20 protein-coding genes are annotated in these 20208 nt (G+C 72.3%); 5 read left to right on the forward strand and 15 right to left on the reverse strand.

Annotated features, from left to right (window positions below; translation table 11 throughout):
* Nucleotides 1-160: 160 nt before the first annotated feature.
* The 5 genes from CCN44_RS01920 to CCN44_RS01940 all read right to left on the reverse strand — a co-directional run bounded on the left by CCN44_RS01920 (nucleotide 161) and on the right by CCN44_RS01940 (nucleotide 5577).
* Nucleotides 161-931, reverse strand: a complete 771-nt coding sequence (locus tag CCN44_RS01920) for a GNAT family N-acetyltransferase (RefSeq protein WP_086696683.1) — start codon at nucleotides 929-931, stop codon at nucleotides 161-163.
* A 153-nt stretch (nucleotides 932-1084) separates the two neighbouring features.
* Entirely contained in the window at nucleotides 1085-2113 is a 1029-nt protein-coding gene (locus CCN44_RS01925) for a hypothetical protein (protein ID WP_086696684.1), read from the reverse strand.
* A 95-nt stretch (nucleotides 2114-2208) separates the two neighbouring features.
* Complete coding sequence (locus CCN44_RS01930; protein WP_086696685.1) at nucleotides 2209-2958, reverse strand: succinate dehydrogenase/fumarate reductase iron-sulfur subunit; 750 nt, start codon at nucleotides 2956-2958, stop codon at nucleotides 2209-2211.
* Complete coding sequence (locus tag CCN44_RS01935) at nucleotides 2955-4904, reverse strand: fumarate reductase/succinate dehydrogenase flavoprotein subunit (RefSeq protein ID WP_086696686.1); 1950 nt, start codon at nucleotides 4902-4904, stop codon at nucleotides 2955-2957. Before CCN44_RS01935 ends, CCN44_RS01930 begins: the two co-directional genes overlap by 4 nt.
* A 1-nt stretch (nucleotide 4905) precedes the next feature.
* The gene (locus CCN44_RS01940; protein ID WP_059246664.1) at nucleotides 4906-5577 is read right to left on the reverse strand and encodes a succinate dehydrogenase; all 672 of its coding nucleotides are present in this window, start codon (nucleotides 5575-5577) and stop codon (nucleotides 4906-4908) included.
* A gap of 119 nt (nucleotides 5578-5696) precedes the next feature.
* Between CCN44_RS01940 and CCN44_RS01945 the strand changes: the two genes are divergently transcribed.
* Nucleotides 5697-6581, forward strand: a complete 885-nt coding sequence (locus CCN44_RS01945) for a LysR family transcriptional regulator (protein ID WP_059246663.1) — start codon at nucleotides 5697-5699, stop codon at nucleotides 6579-6581.
* A gap of 11 nt (nucleotides 6582-6592) precedes the next feature.
* Here CCN44_RS01945 and CCN44_RS01950 read toward each other — a convergent pair whose 3' ends face one another.
* Nucleotides 6593-7483, reverse strand: a complete 891-nt coding sequence (locus CCN44_RS01950) for an NAD(P)H-binding protein (protein WP_059246662.1) — start codon at nucleotides 7481-7483, stop codon at nucleotides 6593-6595.
* 148 nt (nucleotides 7484-7631) lie between these two features.
* Here CCN44_RS01950 and CCN44_RS01955 point away from each other — a divergent pair, with 148 nt between their 5' ends.
* Nucleotides 7632-8555, forward strand: coding sequence for a LysR family transcriptional regulator (locus CCN44_RS01955; protein ID WP_086696687.1), 924 nt, complete (start codon nucleotides 7632-7634; stop codon nucleotides 8553-8555).
* On the opposite strand, the gene CCN44_RS01960 is transcribed toward CCN44_RS01955, so the two are convergent.
* The 4 genes from CCN44_RS01960 to CCN44_RS01975 all read right to left on the reverse strand — a co-directional run bounded on the left by CCN44_RS01960 (nucleotide 8492) and on the right by CCN44_RS01975 (nucleotide 13566).
* A complete protein-coding gene (locus tag CCN44_RS01960) occupies nucleotides 8492-10636 on the reverse strand; it encodes a putative bifunctional diguanylate cyclase/phosphodiesterase (RefSeq protein WP_059246661.1) in 2145 nt (714 codons plus the stop codon). The two genes, CCN44_RS01955 and CCN44_RS01960, sit on opposite strands and share 64 nt — an antisense overlap.
* The gene (locus tag CCN44_RS01965; protein WP_059246660.1) at nucleotides 10633-11445 is read right to left on the reverse strand and encodes an SAM-dependent methyltransferase; all 813 of its coding nucleotides are present in this window, start codon (nucleotides 11443-11445) and stop codon (nucleotides 10633-10635) included. Before CCN44_RS01965 ends, CCN44_RS01960 begins: the two co-directional genes overlap by 4 nt.
* A gap of 275 nt (nucleotides 11446-11720) precedes the next feature.
* Nucleotides 11721-12617 (reverse strand): SCO0930 family lipoprotein, encoded by an 897-nt coding sequence (locus CCN44_RS01970; RefSeq protein ID WP_244203880.1) that lies wholly within the window; start codon nucleotides 12615-12617, stop codon nucleotides 11721-11723.
* Nucleotides 12618-12888: 271 nt separating this feature from the next.
* Nucleotides 12889-13566 (reverse strand): DUF3000 domain-containing protein, encoded by a 678-nt coding sequence (locus CCN44_RS01975; RefSeq protein ID WP_059253477.1) that lies wholly within the window; start codon nucleotides 13564-13566, stop codon nucleotides 12889-12891.
* Nucleotides 13567-13684: 118 nt separating this feature from the next.
* Here CCN44_RS01975 and hemE point away from each other — a divergent pair, with 118 nt between their 5' ends.
* The gene (gene hemE, locus CCN44_RS01980; RefSeq protein ID WP_059253478.1) at nucleotides 13685-14743 is read left to right on the forward strand and encodes a uroporphyrinogen decarboxylase; all 1059 of its coding nucleotides are present in this window, start codon (nucleotides 13685-13687) and stop codon (nucleotides 14741-14743) included.
* A gap of 13 nt (nucleotides 14744-14756) precedes the next feature.
* Here the strand turns inward: hemE and CCN44_RS01985 are convergent, their stop codons facing one another.
* Nucleotides 14757-15581, reverse strand: a complete 825-nt coding sequence (locus tag CCN44_RS01985; RefSeq protein ID WP_059253480.1) for a rhomboid family intramembrane serine protease — start codon at nucleotides 15579-15581, stop codon at nucleotides 14757-14759.
* Nucleotides 15582-15673: 92 nt separating this feature from the next.
* On the opposite strand from CCN44_RS01985, the gene CCN44_RS01990 reads away from it, so the two are divergent.
* Nucleotides 15674-15955 (forward strand): hypothetical protein, encoded by a 282-nt coding sequence (locus CCN44_RS01990; RefSeq protein WP_059253482.1) that lies wholly within the window; start codon nucleotides 15674-15676, stop codon nucleotides 15953-15955.
* Between the two features lie 101 nt (nucleotides 15956-16056).
* On the opposite strand, the gene CCN44_RS01995 is transcribed toward CCN44_RS01990, so the two are convergent.
* From CCN44_RS01995 to CCN44_RS02005, 3 genes are read right to left on the reverse strand one after another with little or no spacing between them, the layout of a single operon-like run.
* The gene (locus tag CCN44_RS01995) at nucleotides 16057-16857 is read right to left on the reverse strand and encodes an ABC transporter permease (RefSeq protein WP_059253484.1); all 801 of its coding nucleotides are present in this window, start codon (nucleotides 16855-16857) and stop codon (nucleotides 16057-16059) included.
* A complete protein-coding gene (locus CCN44_RS02000) occupies nucleotides 16854-17816 on the reverse strand; it encodes an ATP-binding cassette domain-containing protein (protein WP_086696688.1) in 963 nt (320 codons plus the stop codon). The genes CCN44_RS01995 and CCN44_RS02000 overlap by 4 nt, the downstream gene beginning before the upstream one ends.
* A 32-nt stretch (nucleotides 17817-17848) precedes the next feature.
* Nucleotides 17849-18517 carry a DUF4097 family beta strand repeat-containing protein gene (locus tag CCN44_RS02005; RefSeq protein ID WP_086696689.1) on the reverse strand — a complete coding sequence of 223 codons (669 nt, stop codon included), beginning with the start codon at nucleotides 18515-18517 and terminating at the stop codon, nucleotides 17849-17851.
* A gap of 222 nt (nucleotides 18518-18739) precedes the next feature.
* On the opposite strand from CCN44_RS02005, the gene CCN44_RS02010 reads away from it, so the two are divergent.
* Entirely contained in the window at nucleotides 18740-19507 is a 768-nt protein-coding gene (locus tag CCN44_RS02010) for a GbsR/MarR family transcriptional regulator (protein ID WP_059253490.1), read from the forward strand.
* Here CCN44_RS02010 and CCN44_RS02015 read toward each other — a convergent pair.
* On the reverse strand, nucleotides 19496-20208 hold a 713-nt coding region (locus tag CCN44_RS02015; RefSeq protein WP_158103065.1), incomplete at its 5' end, for an FAD-dependent oxidoreductase. The two genes, CCN44_RS02010 and CCN44_RS02015, sit on opposite strands and share 12 nt — an antisense overlap.

Here is a 20208-nt window from a genome sequence, read left to right on the forward strand (position 1 = left end):
GCGGGGATCGTCCTGCCGAGCGGGGACAGCACGATCCCGGCCAGCAGCAGGGCCGCGACCGCGGTCAGCCGCAGCACGGCACGGGGTACGGCCACGGCGGCCCGGGCCGGCTCCACGCAGGCGCCCGGGGTGCAGGGCGCGGTGGGCAGCCAGGTGCTCATCAGGCCGGGACGAGGGAGAGGAAGTGCCGCAGGTAGCGCGGGTTGACCCGGCGCATCGGCAGCAGGACGTACAGGTCGGCGACGCCGAAGTCGGGGTCGTGGGCGGGTTCGCCGCACACCCAGGCGCCGAGCCGCAGGTAGCCGCGCAGCAGGGCGGGGAGTTCGGTGCGGGCGGCCGGGGCCTCGGGGTTCGGGGTCCACGGCAGCAGCGGCCGGACCCGGAACTCCTCGGGCGCCAGGTGCCTGGCCCGCACCCGCTCCCAGGTGCCGGTGGCGAGGGCGCCGCCGTCGGCGAGCGGCACGGAGCAGCAGCCCGCCAGCCACTCGTGGCCCCGGTCGGTCATGTAGCGGGCGATGCCGGCCCAGATCAGGCCGATGACGGCGCCGTCGCGGTGGTCGGGGTGGACGCAGGAGCGGCCGACCTCGACCAGGCCGGGGCGGATCGCGTCGAGCGCGGCCAGGTCGAACTCGCCCTCGGAGTAGAGCCGGCCGGCGACGGCGGCCCGCTCCGGGGGCAGCAGCCGGTAGGTGCCGACGACCTGATCGGTCATGGTGTCGCGGACGAGGAGGTGGTCGCAGTGGGCGTCGAAGGCGTCGACGTCGTGCCCCGGCTCCGCGGTGGCCAGCAGGGCCCCCAGCTCCCCGGCGAAGACGTCGTGCCGCAGCCTCTGCGCGGCACGCACGTCGGCCTCGTCACGGGCGAGGGTGACGGTGTAGCGGGTGGGTGCCGCGGGCTGCGGGGGACGGTCGAGGGTGGACACGCCGGTCATGGCTCTCTCCTGGTCACGGGCCGGGGCGGCGACGGGGGCGGCGGGCCTGGTGCGTGCGGCCCGCCGCTCCTGTTCTTCCGAGGCCGGTTGGCGTGTGCGTGACCGGTGCCGGGAGAGCGGATGTGAGGGTGGTGAACGCCGGGGTCCGGCGGGTCAGGCGTCCTTGCTCACGCACCCGGCGAGCAGCCGTCCGGCCTCGTCCGCGTCGAGCACCCGCTCCAGGACCAGGTCGCCGGTCATGTGCGGGAAGAACCGGCCCGCGGGCCAGCTGCGCTCGTACGGCGGCGGGTCCAGGACGAGCAGGCGTACGCCGTCCACGACGGGGATGTCCGAGGGGGTGCCCTCGTTCCACACCCAGTCCCCGGAGGGGGTGACGAGGTTGAAGGAGCCGGTGGTGTGGACCTGCCCGGGCTGGTCCCGGCAGACGGCCGCCTCTTCGGCGGAGGGGGCGCGGCCGGGCAGATGGCCGCCGCCGATGAGGACGTCGGCGAGGAGGGTGTGCAGCTGGAAGTTGTCGCCGATGCCGGTCATGCGCAGGGCGTAGCCGGTGCCGGTGGGGCGGTGCAGCACGATCAGGGGTTCGTCGTCCAGGACGAGCAGGGCGTAGGCCAGGCACTTGAAGTCGTGCCCGGTGGCCTCCTCCACCGCGCGCAGCGTCCGGAACAGGCGGGCGCGCGTGTCGGTGCCGAGCGTGGTGCGGACGGCGGCGTGGTTGAGCATGGCGACGGAGGCCATCTCCCACTGGTGCAGCGTCAGCCAGGCGACGGCGGCGTCCGGCCCGACCCGGTCGAAGAGGTCCGGGTGCGCCTCCTCCGCCTCCGGGTCGGGGAACTCCCCGCCGCCGGTCGCCTCCCATCGCTCGCTGGCTTCCCGGGCGCCGTCGAGGGTCTCGGCGAGTCCGGCGAGGACCTGCGGCCCGCAGACGGAGGCGTCGGCGCCGCGCTCGACGCACGCGCCGACGATCACCGCGACGGTGGCGCGGGGTCCCGGCGGGACCTCGTCGAGTATCCCGGCGAGCCGTGGCCCGGCCCGGTGGAACTCCTGGTCGTCGGCCTCGCCGAAGAACCGGTGCATGTCCTGGAAGTGCTGCTGCGACCGGTCGGCGTCCCGTTCGCGCACAGCGGCCTCGAAACCGGCTACGGCATCGAGGAACCGCTCCCTCCCCTTGTTTCCGAAGATCATGCGCGGAGACTACAGGGGGCCCGGAAAACCAGACGGGGCCGGGGAGCACCAGTCCCGGCCCCGCCCGTCCACCGATCGGCGAACGTTCTTGGGCGCTACCGCTTCCCCGCCTTCCGGGTGGCCCTCAGCCACTCCTTGTTCATGCTCGTGATCGACATCAGCGGGATCCCCTTGGGACAAGCGGTGGCGCACTCCCCGGTGAGCGTGCACCCGCCGAATCCCTCGGCGTCCATCTGCGCCACCATGTCCAGCACCCGGGTCTCCCGCTCGGGCGCCCCCTGGGGCAGCACGTTGAGATGGTTGACCTTGGCGGAGGTGAACAGCATCGCCGCCCCGTTGGGGCACGCGGCCACACACGCCCCGCAGCCGATGCACTCCGCGTGCTCGAACGCGAAGTCGGCGTCGGCCTTCGGCACCGGTGTGGCGTGGGCCTCCGGCGCGGAGCCGGTCGGCGCGGTGATGTAGCCGCCGGCCTGGATGATCCGGTCGAACGCCGACCGGTCCACCACCAGGTCCTTGATCACCGGGAAGGCGGACGCCCGCCACGGTTCGATGTCGATCGTGTCGCCGTCCTGGAAGGACCGCATGTGCAGCTGGCAGGTGGTGGTGCGCTCCGGGCCGTGCGCGTCGCCGTTGATGACCAGGCTGCACGCGCCGCAGATGCCCTCGCGGCAGTCGTGGTCGAAGGCGACGGGCTCCTCGCCGGAGAGGATGAGCTGTTCGTTGAGGACGTCCAGCATCTCCAGGAAGGACATGTCGGGCGAGATGTCGTCCACCTCGTAGGTGGACATCGCTCCTTCGGCGTCGGCGTTCTTCTGCCGCCAGACGCGCAGGGTGAGCTTCATGCGTAGCTCCGCTGGGTGGGGTGGACGTACTCGAAGACCAGGTCTTCCTTGTGCAGGACGGGTGCCTCGCCGGTGCCGGTGAACTCCCAGGCGGCGGCGTAGGCGAACTCGTCGTCCTTGCGGGCCGCCTCGCCGTCGGGGGTCTGGGACTCCTCGCGGAAGTGGCCACCGCAGGACTCGGTGCGGTGCAGCGCGTCGAGGCACATCAGTTCGGCGAGTTCCAGGTAGTCGACGATGCGGTTGGCCTTCTCCAGCGACTGGTTGAACTCCTCGCCGGTGCCGGGCACCTTGATGCGCCGCCAGAACTCCTCGCGGATCTGCGGGATGCGCTCCAGGGCCTTGCGCAGCCCGGAGTCGGTGCGCGCCATGCCGCAGAACTCCCACATGAGTTCGCCGAGTTCGCGGTGGAAGGAGTCCGGGGTGCGGTCGCCGTCCACGGCCAGCAGCAGGTTGATCCGGTCCTCGGTCTCGGCCAGCACCTCCTGGACGACGGGGTGTCCGTCGGTGACCGGCTCCTGGTGGGGGTTGCGGGCCAGGTAGTCGTTGATGGTGGCCGGCAGCACGAAGTAGCCGTCGGCCAGGCCCTGCATCAGCGCGGAGGCGCCGAGCCGGTTGGCGCCGTGGTCGGAGAAGTTGGCCTCGCCGATCGCGAACAGGCCCGGAACGGTGGTCTGGAGGTCGTAGTCGACCCAGAGGCCGCCCATCGTGTAGTGCACGGCCGGGTAGATCCGCATCGGCACCTCGTACGGATCCTCGTCGGTGATCCGCTGGTACATGTCGAAGAGGTTGCCGTACTTGGCCTCGACGGCCCCCCGTCCCATGCGCCGGATGGCGTCGGCGAAGTCCAGGTAGACGCCCTGTCCGCCGGGGCCCACTCCCCTGCCCTCGTCGCAGACGTTCTTCGCGGCGCGGGAGGCGATGTCGCGGGGCACGAGGTTGCCGAAGGACGGGTAGATGCGCTCCAGGTAGTAGTCGCGCTCGTCCTCGGGGATCTCGTTCGGCGGGCGGGTGTCGCCCTGGGCCTTGGGCACCCAGATCCGGCCGTCGTTGCGCAGCGACTCGCTCATCAGCGTGAGCTTGGACTGGTGGTCGCCGGTGCGCGGGATGCAGGTCGGGTGGATCTGGGTGAAGCAGGGGTTGGCGAAGTAGGCGCCGCGCCGGTGCGCCCGCCAGACGGCGGTCGCGTTGGAGTTCATGGCGTTGGTCGACAGGTAGAAGACGTTGCCGTAGCCGCCGGAGGCGAGGACGACGGCGTCCGCGAAGTAGGTGTCGATCTTCCCGGTGACCAGGTCCCGGGCGACGATCCCGCGCGCCCGCCCGTCGACGACGATCAGGTCGAGCATCTCGGTGCGCGGGTGCATCTCCACGTTCCCGGCGGCGATCTGCCGGGACAGCGCCTGGTAGGCGCCGAGCAGCAGCTGCTGGCCCGTCTGGCCGCGGGCGTAGAAGGTGCGGGAGACCTGGACGCCGCCGAAGGAGCGGGTGTCGAGCAGTCCGCCGTACTCGCGGGCGAACGGCACGCCCTGGGCCACGCACTGGTCGATGATCTCGACGGAGATCTGCGCGAGCCGGTGCACGTTGGACTCGCGGGCCCGGAAGTCGCCGCCCTTGACGGTGTCGTAGAACAGCCGGTGGATGGAGTCGCCGTCGTTGCGGTAGTTCTTCGCCGCGTTGATACCGCCCTGGGCGGCGATGGAGTGGGCGCGGCGTGGGGAGTCCTGGTAGCAGAACTGGACGACGTGGTAGCCCTGTTCGGCGAGGGTGGCGCCCGCGGAGCCGCCGGCCAGGCCGGTGCCGACGACGATGACGGTGTGCTTGCGGCGGTTGGCGGGGTTGACCAGCTTCGCCTCGAAGCGGCGCTTGTCCCAGCGTTCGTGGATCGGCCCGGAGGGGGCCTTGGTGTCGGTGACCGGCGCGCCGGTCGTGTAGTCGGCGTAGGTAGTCATGTCAGCTCACCACTCCGGTCATGACGCCCACGGGTACGGCGATGAAGCCGGCCGTGAGCAGCAGCGCGAGGACGTTGGCGATGGTCTTCAGGGCCCGGTCGCGGGTGCGGCTGCCGACGCCGAGGGTCTGGGCGGCGCTCCAGAAGCCGTGCCGGATGTGCAGGCCGAGCGCCAGCATCGCCGCGATGTAGACGACGTTGCCGTACCAGGTGGAGAAGGTGTCCACGACGTTCTGGTACGGGTGGCCCTCCTGGAAGCCGCCGGGGTGCACGGTGCCGGTGGTCAGGTCGAGGACGTGCCAGACGATGAAGAGGCCGAGGATGACGCCGCCCCAGCGCATGGTGCGGGTCGCGTAGCTGGCCCGCGGCTTCTTGTGCACGTACTTGCTGGGCCGGGCCTTGATGTCGCGCCGGCTGAGCTGGTAGGCGGAGGTCGCGTGGGCGACCACGGCGACGAGGAGGACGATCCGGACGAGCCAGAGCGTCCACTCGTAGTGCATGAAGGGTTCGCCGACCGTGCGCAGCCAGTGCCCGTAGCGGTTGAACTCCTCCGCGCCGAAGAAGATCTTCAGGTTGCCGATGACGTGGGCGACCAGGTACAGCAGCATGATCACGCCGCTGACCGCCATCACCGTCTTCTTGCCGACGGAGGAGTCCCACATCGTGCGCGCCATGGACGGCCGTCGGTCCGTCCGCGTTGCCAGAGCCATGGCCATGACGCTAGGGCCGAACGACCCCATCGGTCCAAGACATGGTGCGGCTGGATTCAATAGCCGGAAGCTATCGTGACCCCATGCAGTTCCAGCAGCTCCAGTATTTCGTGGCCGTCGCCGAGACCCGGCACTTCACCCGGGCCGCCGAGCGGGTCCATGTCGCCCAGCCCTCGCTGTCCCAGCAGATCAAGGCACTGGAGCGGGAGCTGGGCGCGGATCTCTTCCTGCGCGCCCGGGGCAACATCACGCTCACCGACGCCGGCGAGGCGCTGCTGCCGCTGGCCCGGCGCATCCTGGCCGACGCGGACACCGCCCGGCACGAGGTGCAGGAGCTGGTGCAGCTGCGCCGGGGGCGGGTCCGGCTGGGGGCGACGCCGAGCCTGTGCACGGGGCTGCTGCCGGATGTGCTGCGCGCCTTCCACGACCGGTACCCGGGCATCCGCCTGCTGATCGAGGAGAGCGGCTCGCACGACCTGGTGCGGGAGCTGGCGCGCGGCGCGCTGGACCTCGCGCTGATCGTGCTGCCGCTGCCGACGCCGGCGCCCGCGCTGACCACCGTGGAGCTGCTGCGGGAGGACCTGGTGGTGGTGTCCTCACCGGAGGCGCCGGTGCCCGGCCGGGACGGGCGGGCGGTGGAGATCGGCGACCTGGAGGGGGAGCGGCTGGTGATGTTCCGGCACGGGTACGACCTGCGGGAGCTGACCGTCGCCGCGTGCCGCTCCGCCGGCTTCGAACCGGACTTCGCCGTGGAGGGCGGCGAGATGGACGCGGTCCTGGGGTTCGTGCGGGCGGGGCTCGGCGTGGCCGTCGTACCGCGGATGGTGGCCGCCCGCGCCGGGCGCGGGCTGCGGGTCACCCCGCTGGCCCGCCCCGGTCTGCACCGGACGATCGCCCTGGCCCACCGCAGCGACGTGGCCCCGCCGCGGGCGGCCCGGGAGTTGCAGCGGATGCTGCTGGAGCGGTAGCCGGTGCCCGGTCAGCCCAGGACGGCGGGCCTCAGCACCTCCTCGCACCACCGGCGGAACGACGTGGGCGCGTGCTCGGGCGTGCTGGGCGCCGCGCCGCCGTAGAAGCCCTGCTCGGCCGTGGCGTGCATGAGGTCGGTCAGGGCCCGCGCCCAGTCCTCGCTCGCCCCGTGCCGCAGCAGTGTCGCCGTGTACTCCGCGCCGCTGAGCCGCTGGAAGCGGACGGGCCGGTCCAGCACCTCGGCCACGACGTCCGCCATGCCCTGCGGCGTCAGCGCGTCCGGACCGACCAGCGGGACGTCGTCCTGGCCGGTCCAGGACCCGTCGAGGAGCAGCCGCGCGGCAGTGGCGCCGATGTCACGCGTGGCGCAGGTGCGCAGCACCCGGTCGCCGGGGGCCGCCATGGCGAGCACGCCGCTGCCGCGGAGCGCCCCGGCCTGGTGGAGCAGGTTCTCCATGAGGAACGGCGGGCACAGCGCCCGGTGGTGGACACCGGTGGCCCGGATCACCTCGTCCATGGCGAGGGAGGCCGAGATCTGCCCGGCGTTCCGGGCGACACCGCGGCCCAGGGTGGAGACCGTGACGACCCGCTCGACGCCCTGGGTGCCGATCGCGTCGGCCAGCGGCCGGGTGAAGGCGCGGAAGTGCCCCTCGACGCTGTCGGCGGTGGGCATCGGGGGCACCAGCCAGAACACGCGGTCGACGCCCGCGCAGGCCTTGGCGGTGACCTCGGGGTCGGCGTGCGAGCCGGCGACGGCCTCGACGCGGGCGCGCACCCGCGGCGACAGGCGCGCCGGGTCGCGGACGAGCACGCGGACCGGTCCCGCCGCGTCCCCGGCGTCGAGGAGGGCGTCGAGGACCCGGCTGCCGATCCGGCCGGTCGGGGTGGTCACGAGAATCATCGAGAACTCCTGGAGAAGGGCACGAGGAAGCGCCGGAAGGGGGATGTGAAGTGACGTGAGCGAGCCTGCCGTTCGGCGTCCCGGAACTGAAGGACCGCTGCGGTCGCGGTTGTTACCCTCAGGGCAATGCCGAGGGAAGGGGGAGGCCGTGGAGTCCCGCCCGCTGCGCTACTTCGTCGCCGTCGCCGAGGAACTCAACTTCGCCCGCGCCGCCCGGCGGCTGGGCATCTCCGCGCCGCCCCTGTCCCGGGCGATCCGCCGGCTGGAGGCGGATCTCGGCGTCACCCTCTTCGAGCGGACCACCCACAGCGTCGCCCTGACCCCGGCGGGCGAGGTGCTCCTCGGGCAGGCGCGGTTCGCGCTGGACGCCCTGGAGGCGGCCGGACGGCGGACCCGGCGCGCGGCCGCCCCGGAGCGGACACTGGTGCTGGCGGTCAAGGCCGACGGCGACGCGGGACTGCTGGGGCCGATCCTGGAGCGCTACGCCGCCGAGCCCGCCGCCGTCCCGGTGACGGTCCGCCTGGGCGGCTGGCAGGAACTGCCGCGGCTGCTGCGGCGCGGGGAGGCCGACGCCGCGCTGGTCCACGAGCCCTTCGACCGCACCGGCCTGGACACCGAGACGCTGCTCGCCGAGCCGCGGGTCGCGGTGCTCGGCGCGGCCCATCCGCTCGCCGCCCGCGAGCGGGTCCTGCTCGCCGATCTCGGGCTGCGCCCCGGGGATCTGCACGGGTTCCTGGCGGAGGTCCGGCGCGAGGGCGGCCGTGATCTCGCCCAGCTGCTCACCCGCGTCGCCCTGGGCGAGCTGGTCACCGTGCTGCCCGCGTCCGTCGCCGACCGCTATCCCCGCCCCGGCGTCGTCTACCGGGCGGTGCCGGACGCGCCGCCGTCGGTGCTGGCGGTCGCCTGGCCGCAGCAGTCCCGCTCGACGGCCACCGCGGCCCTGGTCCGGACGGCCGCCGCCGTGGCCGCGACCGCCCGGGAAGGCGACGGCGGCACGGCCGCGGCGGGTCAGCCCGTCGCGTCCACCAGCGCCAGGTCGTGGAGTCTCTCCGGCGGGCCCGGGCGGGCGTAGTACCAGCCCTGGGCCGTGTCGCAGCCCAGTATCCGCAGTTGCTCGGCCTGGGCGCCGGTCTCCACCCCCTCGACCGTGACCGCGAGGTCGAGGCTGTGGGCGAGGGAGACGATGCCCTCCACGATCTTCAGGTCGACGGGGTCGGCGGGGAACTGCTGCATGCCCTGGGTGAAGGAGCGGTCGAGTTTGAGGATGCTCACCGGCAGGCGGCGCAGGTTGGCGAGGTTGGAGTAGCCGGTCCCGAAGTCGTCCAGGGCGATGTCGACGCCCATCTCGGACAGTCGGCGCAAGGGTTTGAGCAGGTCGTCGTCGGCGCCGATGAGCGCGGACTCGGTGACTTCCAGGCAGAGCGCGTCCGGGGTGACGCCCGACCGTTCGAGGATGTCGATCGTGTCCTGCACCAGGCCGGGGTGGCTGAGCTGGCACGGGGACAGGTTGACGTTGATGCGCAGCGGACCGGCGGCGGTCTGCGGGCCGTAGCGCTCGCGCCAGGCGCGGGCCTGGCGGATCGACTCCTCCAGGACCCAGCGGCCCAGCGGCACGATCAGCCCGGTGTGCTCGGCGAGCGGGATGAAGCGGTCGGGGCCGAGCACGCCGTGCTGCGGGTGCAGCCAGCGCACCAGGGCCTCGGCGCCGCGCACGCTGCCGTCGCCGAGGTGGACCAGGGGCTGGTACTCGATGAAGAACTCGCCGCGCTCCAGGGCGGTCGGCAGGGCCGTGGTCAGGCCGTGCCGGGTGATCGCGCGGGCGTCGGCCTCGGGGTCGGCCAGCTCGGAGCGGTTGCCGCCGGCCGACTTGGCCCGGTACATGGTGATGTCCGCGCTGCGCAGCACCTCGGCCGCGGTGCGTTCCCCGGCCGGGCCCTCCACGATGCCGAGGCTGCCGCGCACCATGAGGTCGCGGCCGTCGATGCTGATCGGGGTGACCAGCGCGTTCATGATGCGCTCGGCGAGTTCGTCCACCGTGCGTTCGGTGCCGGGGCCGGTGGTCAGGGCCACGAACTCGTCGCCGCCGAGCCGGGCGACCATCTCGCCGGGCGCGGTCGCGCAGGACTGGAGCCGGTCGGCGACCTCCACCAGCAGCCGGTCGCCGGCCGCGTGGCCGAGGCTGTCGTTGACGGTCTTGAAGCCGTCCAGGTCCAGGTAGCACAGGCCGAAGCGCTGGCCCTCGCCCGCGTTGAGGGCCTTCTCCAGCCGTTCGAAGAACAGGGAGCGGTTGGGCAGGCCGGTGAGGGCGTCGTGCGTGGCCTCGTAGCGCAGCCGGAGGTTGAGCAGCCGGCGCTCGGTGGTGTCCTCCATGAGGGCCAGCTGGTACTGCGGGGTGCCGTCGGCGTCGCGCAGCAGGGAGACCGTCAGGTTGGTCCACAGGACCGTGCCGTCGGTGCGGTTGAACGCCTTCTCCACGTGGTAGTGCTCGCGCTCGCCGCGCACGAGTTCGTCGTAGAGCCGCCAGGTCTGCGGGGCGTCCTCGGGGTGCACCCAGTCCTGCACCCGCCGGCCGCGCAGGGCCTGCTCGGTGAGGCCGAACATGCGCAGCAGCGCCTCGTTGACCTGGAGGACGTTGCCGTCGAGGTCGGCGATGCCGATCCCTATGGCGGCGCCCTCGAAGACCGCGCGGAAGCGGGCCTCGCTCGCGTGCAGCGCCTGCGCCACCACGCCCTGGGCCTGCAACGCGGCCTGGGCGATGGCCTCCTGCTCGGCGAGGGTGCGCTCGCGCAGCGCCTGGGCGTAGCCGGCGGCCATCGCGTGCTGCAACCGCGAGGAGCGCATGCGCAGTTCGTCCTGGGGGCCGTCCTCGCCGCAGTACAGGACCAGGTAGGCGTCGATGCAGTCCAGGGTGCGGGCCAGTGCCTCGGGGTCGGTGCAGTGCGCCCCGACCAGGGCCGCGCCGACGGCCTTGGCGGCGTCCGCGTCGTAGCTGCGGGCGCGCAGCAGCTCGCTCAACCGGCGTGCGAGCGGCAGCAGTTGTTCCTCGAACTCGACGCGGGTCAGCGACGTCGAGGTGACCGGGAAGACCGCCCGGCTCCAGATCGTCGTCAGCCGGCGCAGTCTGTCCTCCGGCCCGTCCGGCTCCGCGATCACGCCGTACGCCCCACGCCGGCGAATCCGGAGAAGGCATACGGATCCTCGTCCTCCGGTGCCGTGTCCGGGCGCCAGAGCGGCATCGGCACCAGTCCGGGTTCCACCATGTCGTACCCCTCGAAGAACCGCGCGATCTCCTCGCGCGAGCGCATGATCAGCGGGTTGCGAATGTCCTTGTATACGTCCACCGCGCCCGCGGCCCGCTCGGCGGGCAGCGGGATTCCCTCGTACGAGGCATGGGTGAGGATCAGCAGGCTGCCGGGCGCGAGCGCCTTGCCCAGCTCGGCCACCGCACCGTACGGGTCGTCCGCGTCTTCCACGAAGTGCAGTATGGCAACGAGCAGCAGGGCCACTGGCCGATTCAGGTCGATCAGGCGCTCCAGTTGGGGGCTGGCGAGGATCTCCTCGGGCCTGCGGAGGTCGGCGGCGGCCACGTCCGCGTCCTCGTTGCCCGCCAGCACGGCCTGGCTGTGGGCGACGGCCACCGGGTCGTGGTCGACGTAGACCACCCGGGCGCCCGGCACGGCCGCCTGCGCCACCTCGTGGACGTTGCCGAAGGTCGGGATGCCGGAGCCGATGTCGAGGAACTGGGTGATGCCCTCGTCGGCCGCGTACCGCACGGCCCGGCGCATGAATGCCCGGTTGGCCTGCATGATCTTCGGCAGCCCCGGCATGAACCCCATGGCCTTGCGGGCCGCTTCCCGGTCCACCTCGAAGTTGTGCGAACCGCCCAGGTAGTAGTCGTAGATCCGCGAGACGCTGGGCACCGAGATGTCGATGCTCCGTGGGGCCCAGGCGGGACGCTCCATGTGACTCTCCAAGGCGTGGACAGATGTAGGCGATCCGGTGTTCGAGCTGAGGCTACTGATCGCCCGCCAAAGGAGCGACCCGAACCGGAAATTGACCGTCCGTTCCCGGTCACTGCCTGCGGCAAGTGCCCGGACGATCCCGCTGTGTGACGGGTGTCCGGCCGCGTGCGCGCTCACCGCACACAACGATCCGCCCCCTCCGTGCGGTGCGGAGGGGGCGGATCTTCGGCCGCGCGCGCCGGGTCGGGCGGGGCGATCGACCCTGGGGAGGTGATCTATTCGCCCGGCGCGCCGACCGGCTTGCCGTCGGGCGAGACGGCGTACCACGTGCCGCCCACGCCCTGACCGTTGGTGTCGCCCGGGGCCTTGTCCCCGGCGAAGGTGTAGATGGGCCAGCAGTTGACGGTCATCTGCTTGCCGCCGTCGGAACGGGTGAAGGACATCAGGCCCTTCTTCTTCACGCCCTTCGTGTCGTCCGCGTTCACCGGGGCGACGGCCGGCCACTTCTCCAGGCAGGCCCCGGTGCAGTTGGAGACGGGCTTCGGCCAGGCCTCGTCCTTCATGAAGCGGTAGACCGTCATGCCGTTCCTGTCGACGACGATGTCACCCAGCTTGGGGTCCTTGCGGACGGACAGACCGGGCAGGTCGGACAGCTTCGCCTTCTTGCCGGAGGGGGCGAGCGCGAACCACTTGCCGCCCACGCCCTGGCCGTTGACGTCGCCGGCGTTGACGTCCTTGGCGTAGCGGTAGGCGGGCCAGCCGTCGATGGTGAGCTGCTTGGTGCCGTCGGGGCGGGTGACCTCGCCGAGCAGCGCCTTGTCGATGCCGGCGCCCGCGGTGGCGTCCTCTGCGGGGACGGGCGGCCAGGTGGTGGCGCAGTCGTCGGCACAGTTGGACTTGGGCGGGTTGGCGGTGTCCTTGTCGAACCGGTAGAGGGTGAGGCCGGAGCCGTCGGGCAGGTGGACGTCGGCGACGCAGATGTCGCGCGGGTTGCCGATGCGGGGACGAGCCTCCGCGATGGACGAGGCTTCGATGACATCGCGCACGCCGAGCGCCCACAGATGGCGGGTGACGGTGGAGCGGACGCGCGGGTCGGCCACGACCACCATGGCGGTCGGCTTGTTCGGGCGGTAGGCGACCAGGCTTGCGGGTTGCTCAAGGAGAACGGACACCAGGCCTCCTGGGTGGGGGACGGGGCCGGCTTGTGGGGATGAAGCCGGGACGAACCGTGCTTTCAAGGTCACAGTCGTCTTCGGCAGCAAACTCGTCCGCCTTTAGAGAATGATCACGATCTAGTGAGTAACAATCTGTGCAATTCGGACACGCGATCGATCACCCGAAGATCGAGTCGGTTCGAGCAGGTGCGATTCGAGTACGGAAAGTGGCCGTATCGACAAAGAGATGGTCAACAGAGCGTTTCGCTCCCCACCGGGCGGCGGCCGTTCACCGGGACTGCGGGCCCCGGCGCTGCGGCAGGGTGACCACCGAGGCGTCCCCCGGACCGGCCGGCGGCAGGCCCGCGACCTGGGCCAGCAGATCGCACCAGGCGGCCAGATGGGCGGCGGTGTCCGGCACCCCGCCGAGGCCCTCGCGGGGCGTCCAGGACGCGCGGATCTCGATCTGCGAGGCGGCCGGCCGCTCGGCGAGCCCGCCGAAGTAGTGCGAACCGGCGCGGGTGATCGTGCCGCTCGGCTCGCCGTAGCCCAGTCCGCGCGCCCCCAGCGCCCCGGTCAGCCACGACCAGCACACCTCGGGCAGCAGCGGATCCGCCGCCATCTCCGGCTCCAGCTCCGCGCGCACCAGCGTCACCAGCCGGAAGGTGCCCCGCCAGGCCTCGTGCCCGGCCGGGTCGTGCAGCAGCACCAGCCGCCCGTCGGCCAGCTCCTGCTCGCCGTCGACCACCACCGCCTCCAGCGCGTACGCGTACGGCGCGAGCCGCTGCGGGGCGGGCGTCGGCTCCACCTCCACCTGCGGCCGGAGCCGGGTGCCGCGCAGGGCCTCGACCGCGGTGCGGAAAGCCGGCGGACCCGGGACACCGGGGTGCCCGTCCGCCTCCTCGGTGTCCTTCACGTCGTCCGTTCCGTCAGCGCTGTCCGACATTCGTCCGTGAGCCGCAGCCATGCGGGGAAGAGTAAGGGGAAGCGGGGCTCGGCGCAGGGCAAGACACATGGACAGCCGTGGGCGGTCGTGCCGCCCGGGGCGGCACGGGTGCCGTCCGGCGGCATGCGAAACTTGCCTCGTGACCGCCAATGAGACCACGCAGCCGACAGCGACGTACGACAGCGCCTTCCTCAAGGCGTGCAGGCGCGAACCCGTGCCGCACACCCCCGTGTGGTTCATGCGCCAGGCCGGCCGCTCGCTGCCCGAGTACCGCAAGGTGCGCGAGGGCGTCCCGATGCTGGAGTCGTGCATGCGGCCCGAGCTGGTCACCGAGATCACGCTCCAGCCGGTGCGCCGGCACGACGTGGACGCGGCGATCTACTTCAGCGACATCGTCGTCCCGCTGAAGGCCATCGGTCTCGACCTCGACATCAAGCCCGGCGTCGGCCCGGTCGTCGAGCAGCCCATCCGCACCCGCGCCGACCTGGCCCGGCTGCGCGACCTCAGCCCCGAGGACGTGCCGTACGTCACCGAGGCCATCGGCATGCTCACCCGCGAACTGGGCGCCACCCCGCTGATCGGCTTCGCCGGCGCGCCTTTCACCCTCGCGAGCTACCTGGTCGAGGGCGGCCCCTCGCGCACGTACGAGAACGCCAAGGCGATGATGTACGGCGACCCCGAGCTGTGGGCCGACCTGCTGGACCGGCTCGCCGACATCACGGCCGCCTTCCTGAAGGTCCAGATCGAGGCCGGCGCGAGCGCCGTCCAGCTCTTCGACTCCTGGGCCGGCGCGCTGGCCCCCGCTGACTACCGGCGCTCGGTCATGCCCGCCTCCGTGAAGGTCTTCGACGCCGTCGCCGGGTACGGCGTCCCGCGCATCCACTTCGGCGTCGGCACCGGCGAGCTGCTGGGGCTCATGGGCGAGGCCGGCGCGGACGTCGTCGGCGTCGACTGGCGCGTCCCGCTGGACGAGGCCCGGCGCCGCGTCGGCCCCGGCAAGGCGCTCCAGGGCAACCTGGACCCGACCGTCCTGTTCACCGACAAGGACACCGTCGCCGCCAAGGCCCGCGAGGTGCTGGACGCCGCCGCCGGCCTGGAGGGGCACGTCTTCAACCTCGGCCACGGCGTCATGCCGAACACCGACCCGGACGCGCTGACCCGGCTCGTGGAGTACGTCCACACCGCCACCGCGCGCTGACGCGCGGGCCGGCTCACCACGTGTAGCGGGGCCGCGCGCGCCTGCCGAACAGCAGGCCGGGCGGCTCCGGCGGGGGCGGCGTGCCGGGCTTGAGCGGCCAGGCGAGCAGCATGCCCGCCACGAAGCCGACCACGTGCGCCGCGTACGCCACCGTGCCGCCGCCGGACACCCCGTGCCCGGAGGAGTACACCGCCTGGAGCCCGAACCAGAAGCCCAGCACCAGCCAGGCGGGCAGCCGCAGCGGCAGGAAGACCAGGAACGGCACCAGGACCCACACCCTGGCCTTGGGATACAGCACCAGATAGGCGCCGAGGACCCCGGCGATCGCGCCGGAGGCGCCGATCAGCGGGTCGCCGGAGTCGGCGTTGAGCAGCGCGAAGCCGTAACCGGCCGCGTAGCCGCAGGCGACGTAGAAGAGGAAGTAGCGGATGTGGCCCATCCGGTCCTCGACGTTGTTGCCGAAGATCATCAGGAAGAGCATGTTGCCCAGCAGGTGCAGCCAGCCGCCGTGCAGGAACATCGCCGTGAAGACCGACAGTTCGGGGGACTTGTCGTAGCCGGGCGGCGCCACGACGCAGCCCGGGCCGCCCGGGCCCACGCCGACGTCTCCGGTCGGGACGAGCCGGGGCATCTGATGGTGGATCAGCTCCCGCGGGACGGCCGCGTAGTGGTCCAGAAAGGCCCGCAGATCGCACAGCTGTGCCAGCTTGTCGCCGCCGGCCACGGACCCGGCCGTGCCGGGCATGGTGAGGAACACCAGCACGTTGGCGGCGAGGAGCGCGTACGTCACCCAGGGGGTGCGGCGCGCCGGGTTCACGTCATGGACGGGGATGACCACACAGAAGTAGTGCCCCCGATCGGCTTTGCGAATCGGTGAACGGCGCCGGGCGGGTGCGCGTATGTGTTCTCAACCGACGTGAGGATCAGGCGATGACGAACGCTCCGCAGGTTTCGGCGATGCATGCTCTGCCCGACGGTGAGGCCGAGCTGTCCTTGGTGGTACGGCTTCCCTGGGAGGACGTCGCACGGCTCGGCCAGGAGGCGGGGCGGCTGGCCTCGCAGATGCAGCGGCCCGTGACGCTGGACGAGGCGGTGAGCTACCGGCTGCGGTCCGCCCGGCCGTCGGCCACCCACGCGAAACCCTCCGGGGAGCAGCCGGCGGCCGTGTCCTCGGCGGTCACCTCGCTGCCGCGGATCAGCGGGACGGCGTAGCCGCCGGCCGGCCCGCACGCGAACGGGGCGGCGTACGCCGACGGGGGTGTCGGGGTACGCCGCCCTCGCGTGCGGCGGGGTGCGGGAGCCGGCCCGCGAGGTCACGGCCGCTGTTCCGCGGCGCCGTCGAACTTCGCGGCCGACCAGAACCAGCCGAGGACCGTGAGGCCCAGGCACCAGGCGACGGCGAGCCAGCCGTTGTGGCCGATCCCGGTGCCGAGCAGCAGGCCGCGCAGGGTCTCGATGGCCGGCGTGAAGGGCTGGTACTCGGCGACCGGCTGGAACCAGCCCGGCATCGCGTCGACCGGCACGAAGGTGCTGGAGATGAGCGGCAGGAAGATCAGCGGCATCGCGTTGTTGCCGGCGGCCTCGGCGTTCGGGCTGACCAGGCCCATGCCGACCGCGATCCAGGTGAGCGCCGTGGCGAAGAGCACGAGCAGTCCGAAGGCCGCGAGCCACTCCAGGGCGGTGGCGTCGGTGGAGCGGAAGCCGATGGCCACGCCGACGGCGCCGACGAGCACGACGCCGAGGACCGACTGGAGCACGCTGCCGACGACGTGCCCGACGAGCACCGAACCGCGGTGGATCGCCATCGTGCGGAAGCGGGCGATGATGCCCTCGGACATGTCGGTGGCGACGGAGACCGCGGTGCCGATCGTGGTGGAGCCGATGGTCATCAGCAGCAGGCCCGGCAGGAGATAGGCGATGTACGCGGAGCGGTCCGCGCCGCCGCCGATGCCCGCGCTCATGGTGTCGCCGAAGATGTAGACGAAGAGCAGCAACAGCATGATCGGCGTGAGCAGCAGATTCAGCGTCAGGGACGGGTAGCGCCGGGCGTGCAGGAGATTGCGGCGCAGCATCGTGGAGCAGTCGCGTACGGCGAGGGAGAGGGAACTGCTCATCGGGCCGCCTCCGTGGGCTGGTGGGGGAGGTCGACGCCGCCGGTCAGGGCGAAGAAGACGTCGTCGAGGTCGGGGGTGTGCACGGTCAGCTCGTCGGCCTCGACGCCGGCCGAGTCCAGCCGGTCGAGGACGGAGCGCAGGGCGCGCTGGCTGCCGTCGCTCGGTATCCGGAGGGCGAGGGAGGCGTCGTCCGGGGAGGCCTCGCGCAGGGCGGTGGCGGCGCTCCGGTAGGCGGCGGGGTCGGTGAAGCGGAGCCGGACGTGTCCGCCGGGGACGATCCGCTTCAGCTCCTCGGCGGTGCCCTGCGCCGCGATCGTGCCGTCGTGGAGCACGGCGATGCGGTCGGCGAGCTGGTCGGCCTCCTCCAGGTACTGGGTGGTGAGGAAGACGGTGACGCCGTCGGCGACCAGCTCCCGGATGATCCGCCACATGGTGTGCCGGGAGCGCGGGTCCAGACCGGTGGTCGGCTCGTCGAGGAAGATGATCCGCGGGGCGCCGACCAGGGTCATGGCGATGTCGAGGCGGCGCTTCATACCGCCGGAGTAGGTGGACGCGGGCTTCTTCGCGGCCTCGGTGAGGTCGAAGCGCGCCAGCAGTTCGGCGGCGACCCGCCGTCCCTCGTGCCGGGAGAGGTGGTGCAGGTCCGCCATGAGGAGCATGTTCTCCTCGCCGGTGATCAGGCCGTCGACGGCGGAGAACTGCCCCGTGACGCCGATCGCGGCGCGCGCCGCCTGTGGGTCGGTGGCGAGGTCGTGGCCCCCGACGCTGATCCGGCCGCTGCCGGGGTCGGGGGAGACCAGGGTGGAGAGGATCTTGACGGCGGTGGTCTTGCCGGCGCCGTTCGGGCCGAGCAGGGAGAAGATCGTTCCTTCCGGGACGGCCAGGTCGACGCCGTCGAGTACGACCTTGTCGCCGTAGGACTTGCGCAGCCCGTTCGCCGCGATGGCCAGGTCGGTCATGAGGGGTGCTCCTTCCTCGGAGGCCGCGGGCCTCAGAGGCTGCGGGCGGTGATGTCGCCGTGGTCGGTGGTCGCGTGGACGGTCAGGCCGGCGGCGCCGGCGGTGTTCCTCAGGGCGTTGTGGATCCGGCCGTAGCCGGTGCCGGCGTCCAGGGAGGCGGAGACCCCGGCCGCGGCGGCGACCGACACGTCGCCCATCCGCGTGCGCAGCACGAGGTCGCCGGAGAGGGCCTCGGCGATGTCGATGCCGCCCTTCTGGACGCTGATCTCCGCGGGGCCGGCCAGGCGGCCGACGGTGACGTCGCCGGCGGAGACGGTGAGGCGCACGCTCGCGGCCTCGTCGATCTTCACCGGGCCGTGCGCGCCCTCCAGGGTGACGTCGCCGAGCCGCCCGACGCCCCGGAACTCGACACCGGCGGCCTTCGCCTCGACCCGCGAACCGGCGGGCAGCTGGACGGTCACCTCGACGGAGCCGGAGGGGCCGAAGTACTGGTTCTTCGCGGCCGACGCCGCGATCCGCAGGACGCCGTCTCCGTGGACGACCTCGATCTGCTCCGCCGCCTTCACGTCGCGGCTCTTGGCGGGGTCGGCGGGCCGGACCTCGACCGTGGTGTCGGCCCGGTCGGCGGCGATCAGCTGGACGCGTCCGGCGGGGATGTCGAGGACGGCGGCGATCGGGGCGGGGGTGGCGAACTTCTGCATCGTGCTCTCCTTCGGCTTCTTGTTTCCGACAACGGAAAAGCTACGTTGCGTTTATGGATCCAGCAACAACTTCATTGCGTTGGATTGGTATTTACACAGGTCAAAGCATCGAAATCGTTGCAATGGTCTGTCGTTTAATGCAACAATGCTGGCCAGCGTGTTGCAATGACATGAGGGCGAACGCTACGGTGGCGGTACTTGAGGAGTACGAAGGAGACCGCGATGCCAGGAGGCAGGCTCACGCAGCAGGAACGTCAGCAGATCGCGCTGGGGCTGGCCGACGGCCTCGCCTACGCGGAGATCGCCAGACGTCTCGACCGTCCGACCTCGACCGTCACGCGCGAGGTGATGCGCAACGGCGGACCCGCCGCCTACCGCGCCGACCTGGCCCACCGCGCCACCGAACACCGCGCCCAGCGGCGCAGGCAGGCCGCGCCCCGGGGGGAGCGGGCGCCCGCGCAGGCCCACGGGCGCGACGCCGAGGCGGTGCGCGCGTACGAGGAGACCTTCGCCACCGTCATGATGCAGTCGGGCATGCCGAAGATGATGGCCCGGGTCATGGCCGCGCTCAGCCTCACCGACACCGGCAGGCTCACCGCGTCCGAACTGGTCCGGCGCCTCGACGTCAGCCCGGCGTCCGTCTCCAAGGCGATCGCGTTCCTGGAGAGCCAGGGCATGGTCCGGCGGGAGCGCGACGAGCGCCGGCGCGAGCGCTATGTCATCGACGACGACATCATGTACCAGTCGATGATGGCCAGCGCCCGGGCGATCGCCCAGATCGTGCAGACCGCGCGGCAGGGTGTCGGCGTCCTCGGCGCCGACACCCCGGCCGGCGCCCGGTTCGAGAACATCGCCCGCTTCCTCGACTTCGTCAGCGAGAGCACCGCCCGCGCCGCGGAGCAGGCCCGCGCGATCCTGCACACCAAGCCCGGGCAGACCCCATCCGAAGCGGCCCCGGGCGGTGCCGCCGAGCCGGGTTCAGAGCGCTGAGGAAGCGCGAACCTTCGAGGCGGCCTTCCTCGCCGCCACCAGCACCGGGTCCCACACCGGCGAGAACGGCGGGGCGTAGCCCAGGTCCAGGGCCGTCATCTCGTCCACCGTCATCCGCGCGGTGAGCGCCACCGCCGCGATGTCGACCCGCTTCGCCGCCCCCTCCCGGCCGACGATCTGCACGCCCAGCAGCCGGCCGGTGCGCGACTCGGCGAGCATCTTGACCGTCATCGGGGCCGCGCCGGGGTAGTAGCCGGCGCGGCTGGTCGACTCGATGGTGACTGCCTCGTAGCGCAGGCCGGCGCGGCGGGCGTCCTTCTCCCGCAGGCCGGTCCGGGCGATCTCCAGGTCGCAGACCTTGCTGACCGCCGTGCCGACGACCCCCGGGAAGGTGGCGTAACCGCCGCCCGCGTTGGTGCCGATGACCTGGCCGTGCTTGTTGGCGTGGGTGCCGAGCGGCACGTACTGCTCCTGGCCGGAGACCAGGTTCAGCACCTCCACGCAGTCGCCGCCCGCCCAGATGTTCTCGTGCCCGCGCACCCGCATCGCCAGGTCGGTGAGCAGACCGCCGTGGGAGCCCAGCGGCAGCCCCGCCGCGCGGGCGAGGGACGTCTCCGGACGGACGCCGATGCCGAGGATCACCACGTCCGCCGGGTACTCGGCGTCCTCCGTGGCCACCGCCCGCACCCGGCCGTCCTCGC

The sequence above is a fragment of the Streptomyces tricolor genome (assembly GCF_002155905.1).
Classification (GTDB): Bacteria; Actinomycetota; Actinomycetes; order Streptomycetales; family Streptomycetaceae; genus Streptomyces; species Streptomyces tricolor.

Excerpts from the sequence above, each read along its gene's own strand:
- CCN44_RS01920 (WP_086696683.1), bottom strand. The coding sequence starts at position 931 with ATGACCGGCGTGTCCACCCTCGACCGTCCCCCGCAGCCCGCGGCACCC.
- CCN44_RS02000 (WP_086696688.1), bottom strand. The coding sequence starts at position 17,816 with ATGACCGACCTGGCCATCGCGGCGAACGGGCTGCGCAAGTCCTACGGC.
- CCN44_RS01995 (WP_059253484.1), bottom strand. The coding sequence starts at position 16,857 with ATGAGCAGTTCCCTCTCCCTCGCCGTACGCGACTGCTCCACGATGCTG.
- CCN44_RS01945 (WP_059246663.1), top strand. The coding sequence starts at position 5,697 with ATGCAGTTCCAGCAGCTCCAGTATTTCGTGGCCGTCGCCGAGACCCGG.
- CCN44_RS01940 (WP_059246664.1), bottom strand. The coding sequence starts at position 5,577 with ATGGCGCGCACGATGTGGGACTCCTCCGTCGGCAAGAAGACGGTGATG.
- CCN44_RS01935 (WP_086696686.1), bottom strand. The coding sequence starts at position 4,904 with ATGACTACCTACGCCGACTACACGACCGGCGCGCCGGTCACCGACACC.
- CCN44_RS01930 (WP_086696685.1), bottom strand. The coding sequence starts at position 2,958 with ATGAAGCTCACCCTGCGCGTCTGGCGGCAGAAGAACGCCGACGCCGAA.
- CCN44_RS01950 (WP_059246662.1), bottom strand. The coding sequence starts at position 7,483 with ATGATTCTCGTGACCACCCCGACCGGCCGGATCGGCAGCCGGGTCCTC.
- CCN44_RS01925 (WP_086696684.1), bottom strand. The coding sequence starts at position 2,113 with ATGATCTTCGGAAACAAGGGGAGGGAGCGGTTCCTCGATGCCGTAGCC.
- CCN44_RS01990 (WP_059253482.1), top strand. The coding sequence starts at position 15,674 with ATGACGAACGCTCCGCAGGTTTCGGCGATGCATGCTCTGCCCGACGGT.
- CCN44_RS02010 (WP_059253490.1), top strand. The coding sequence starts at position 18,740 with ATGCCAGGAGGCAGGCTCACGCAGCAGGAACGTCAGCAGATCGCGCTG.
- CCN44_RS01965 (WP_059246660.1), bottom strand. The coding sequence starts at position 11,445 with ATGGAGCGTCCCGCCTGGGCCCCACGGAGCATCGACATCTCGGTGCCC.
- CCN44_RS02005 (WP_086696689.1), bottom strand. The coding sequence starts at position 18,517 with ATGCAGAAGTTCGCCACCCCCGCCCCGATCGCCGCCGTCCTCGACATC.
- CCN44_RS01975 (WP_059253477.1), bottom strand. The coding sequence starts at position 13,566 with ATGGCTGCGGCTCACGGACGAATGTCGGACAGCGCTGACGGAACGGAC.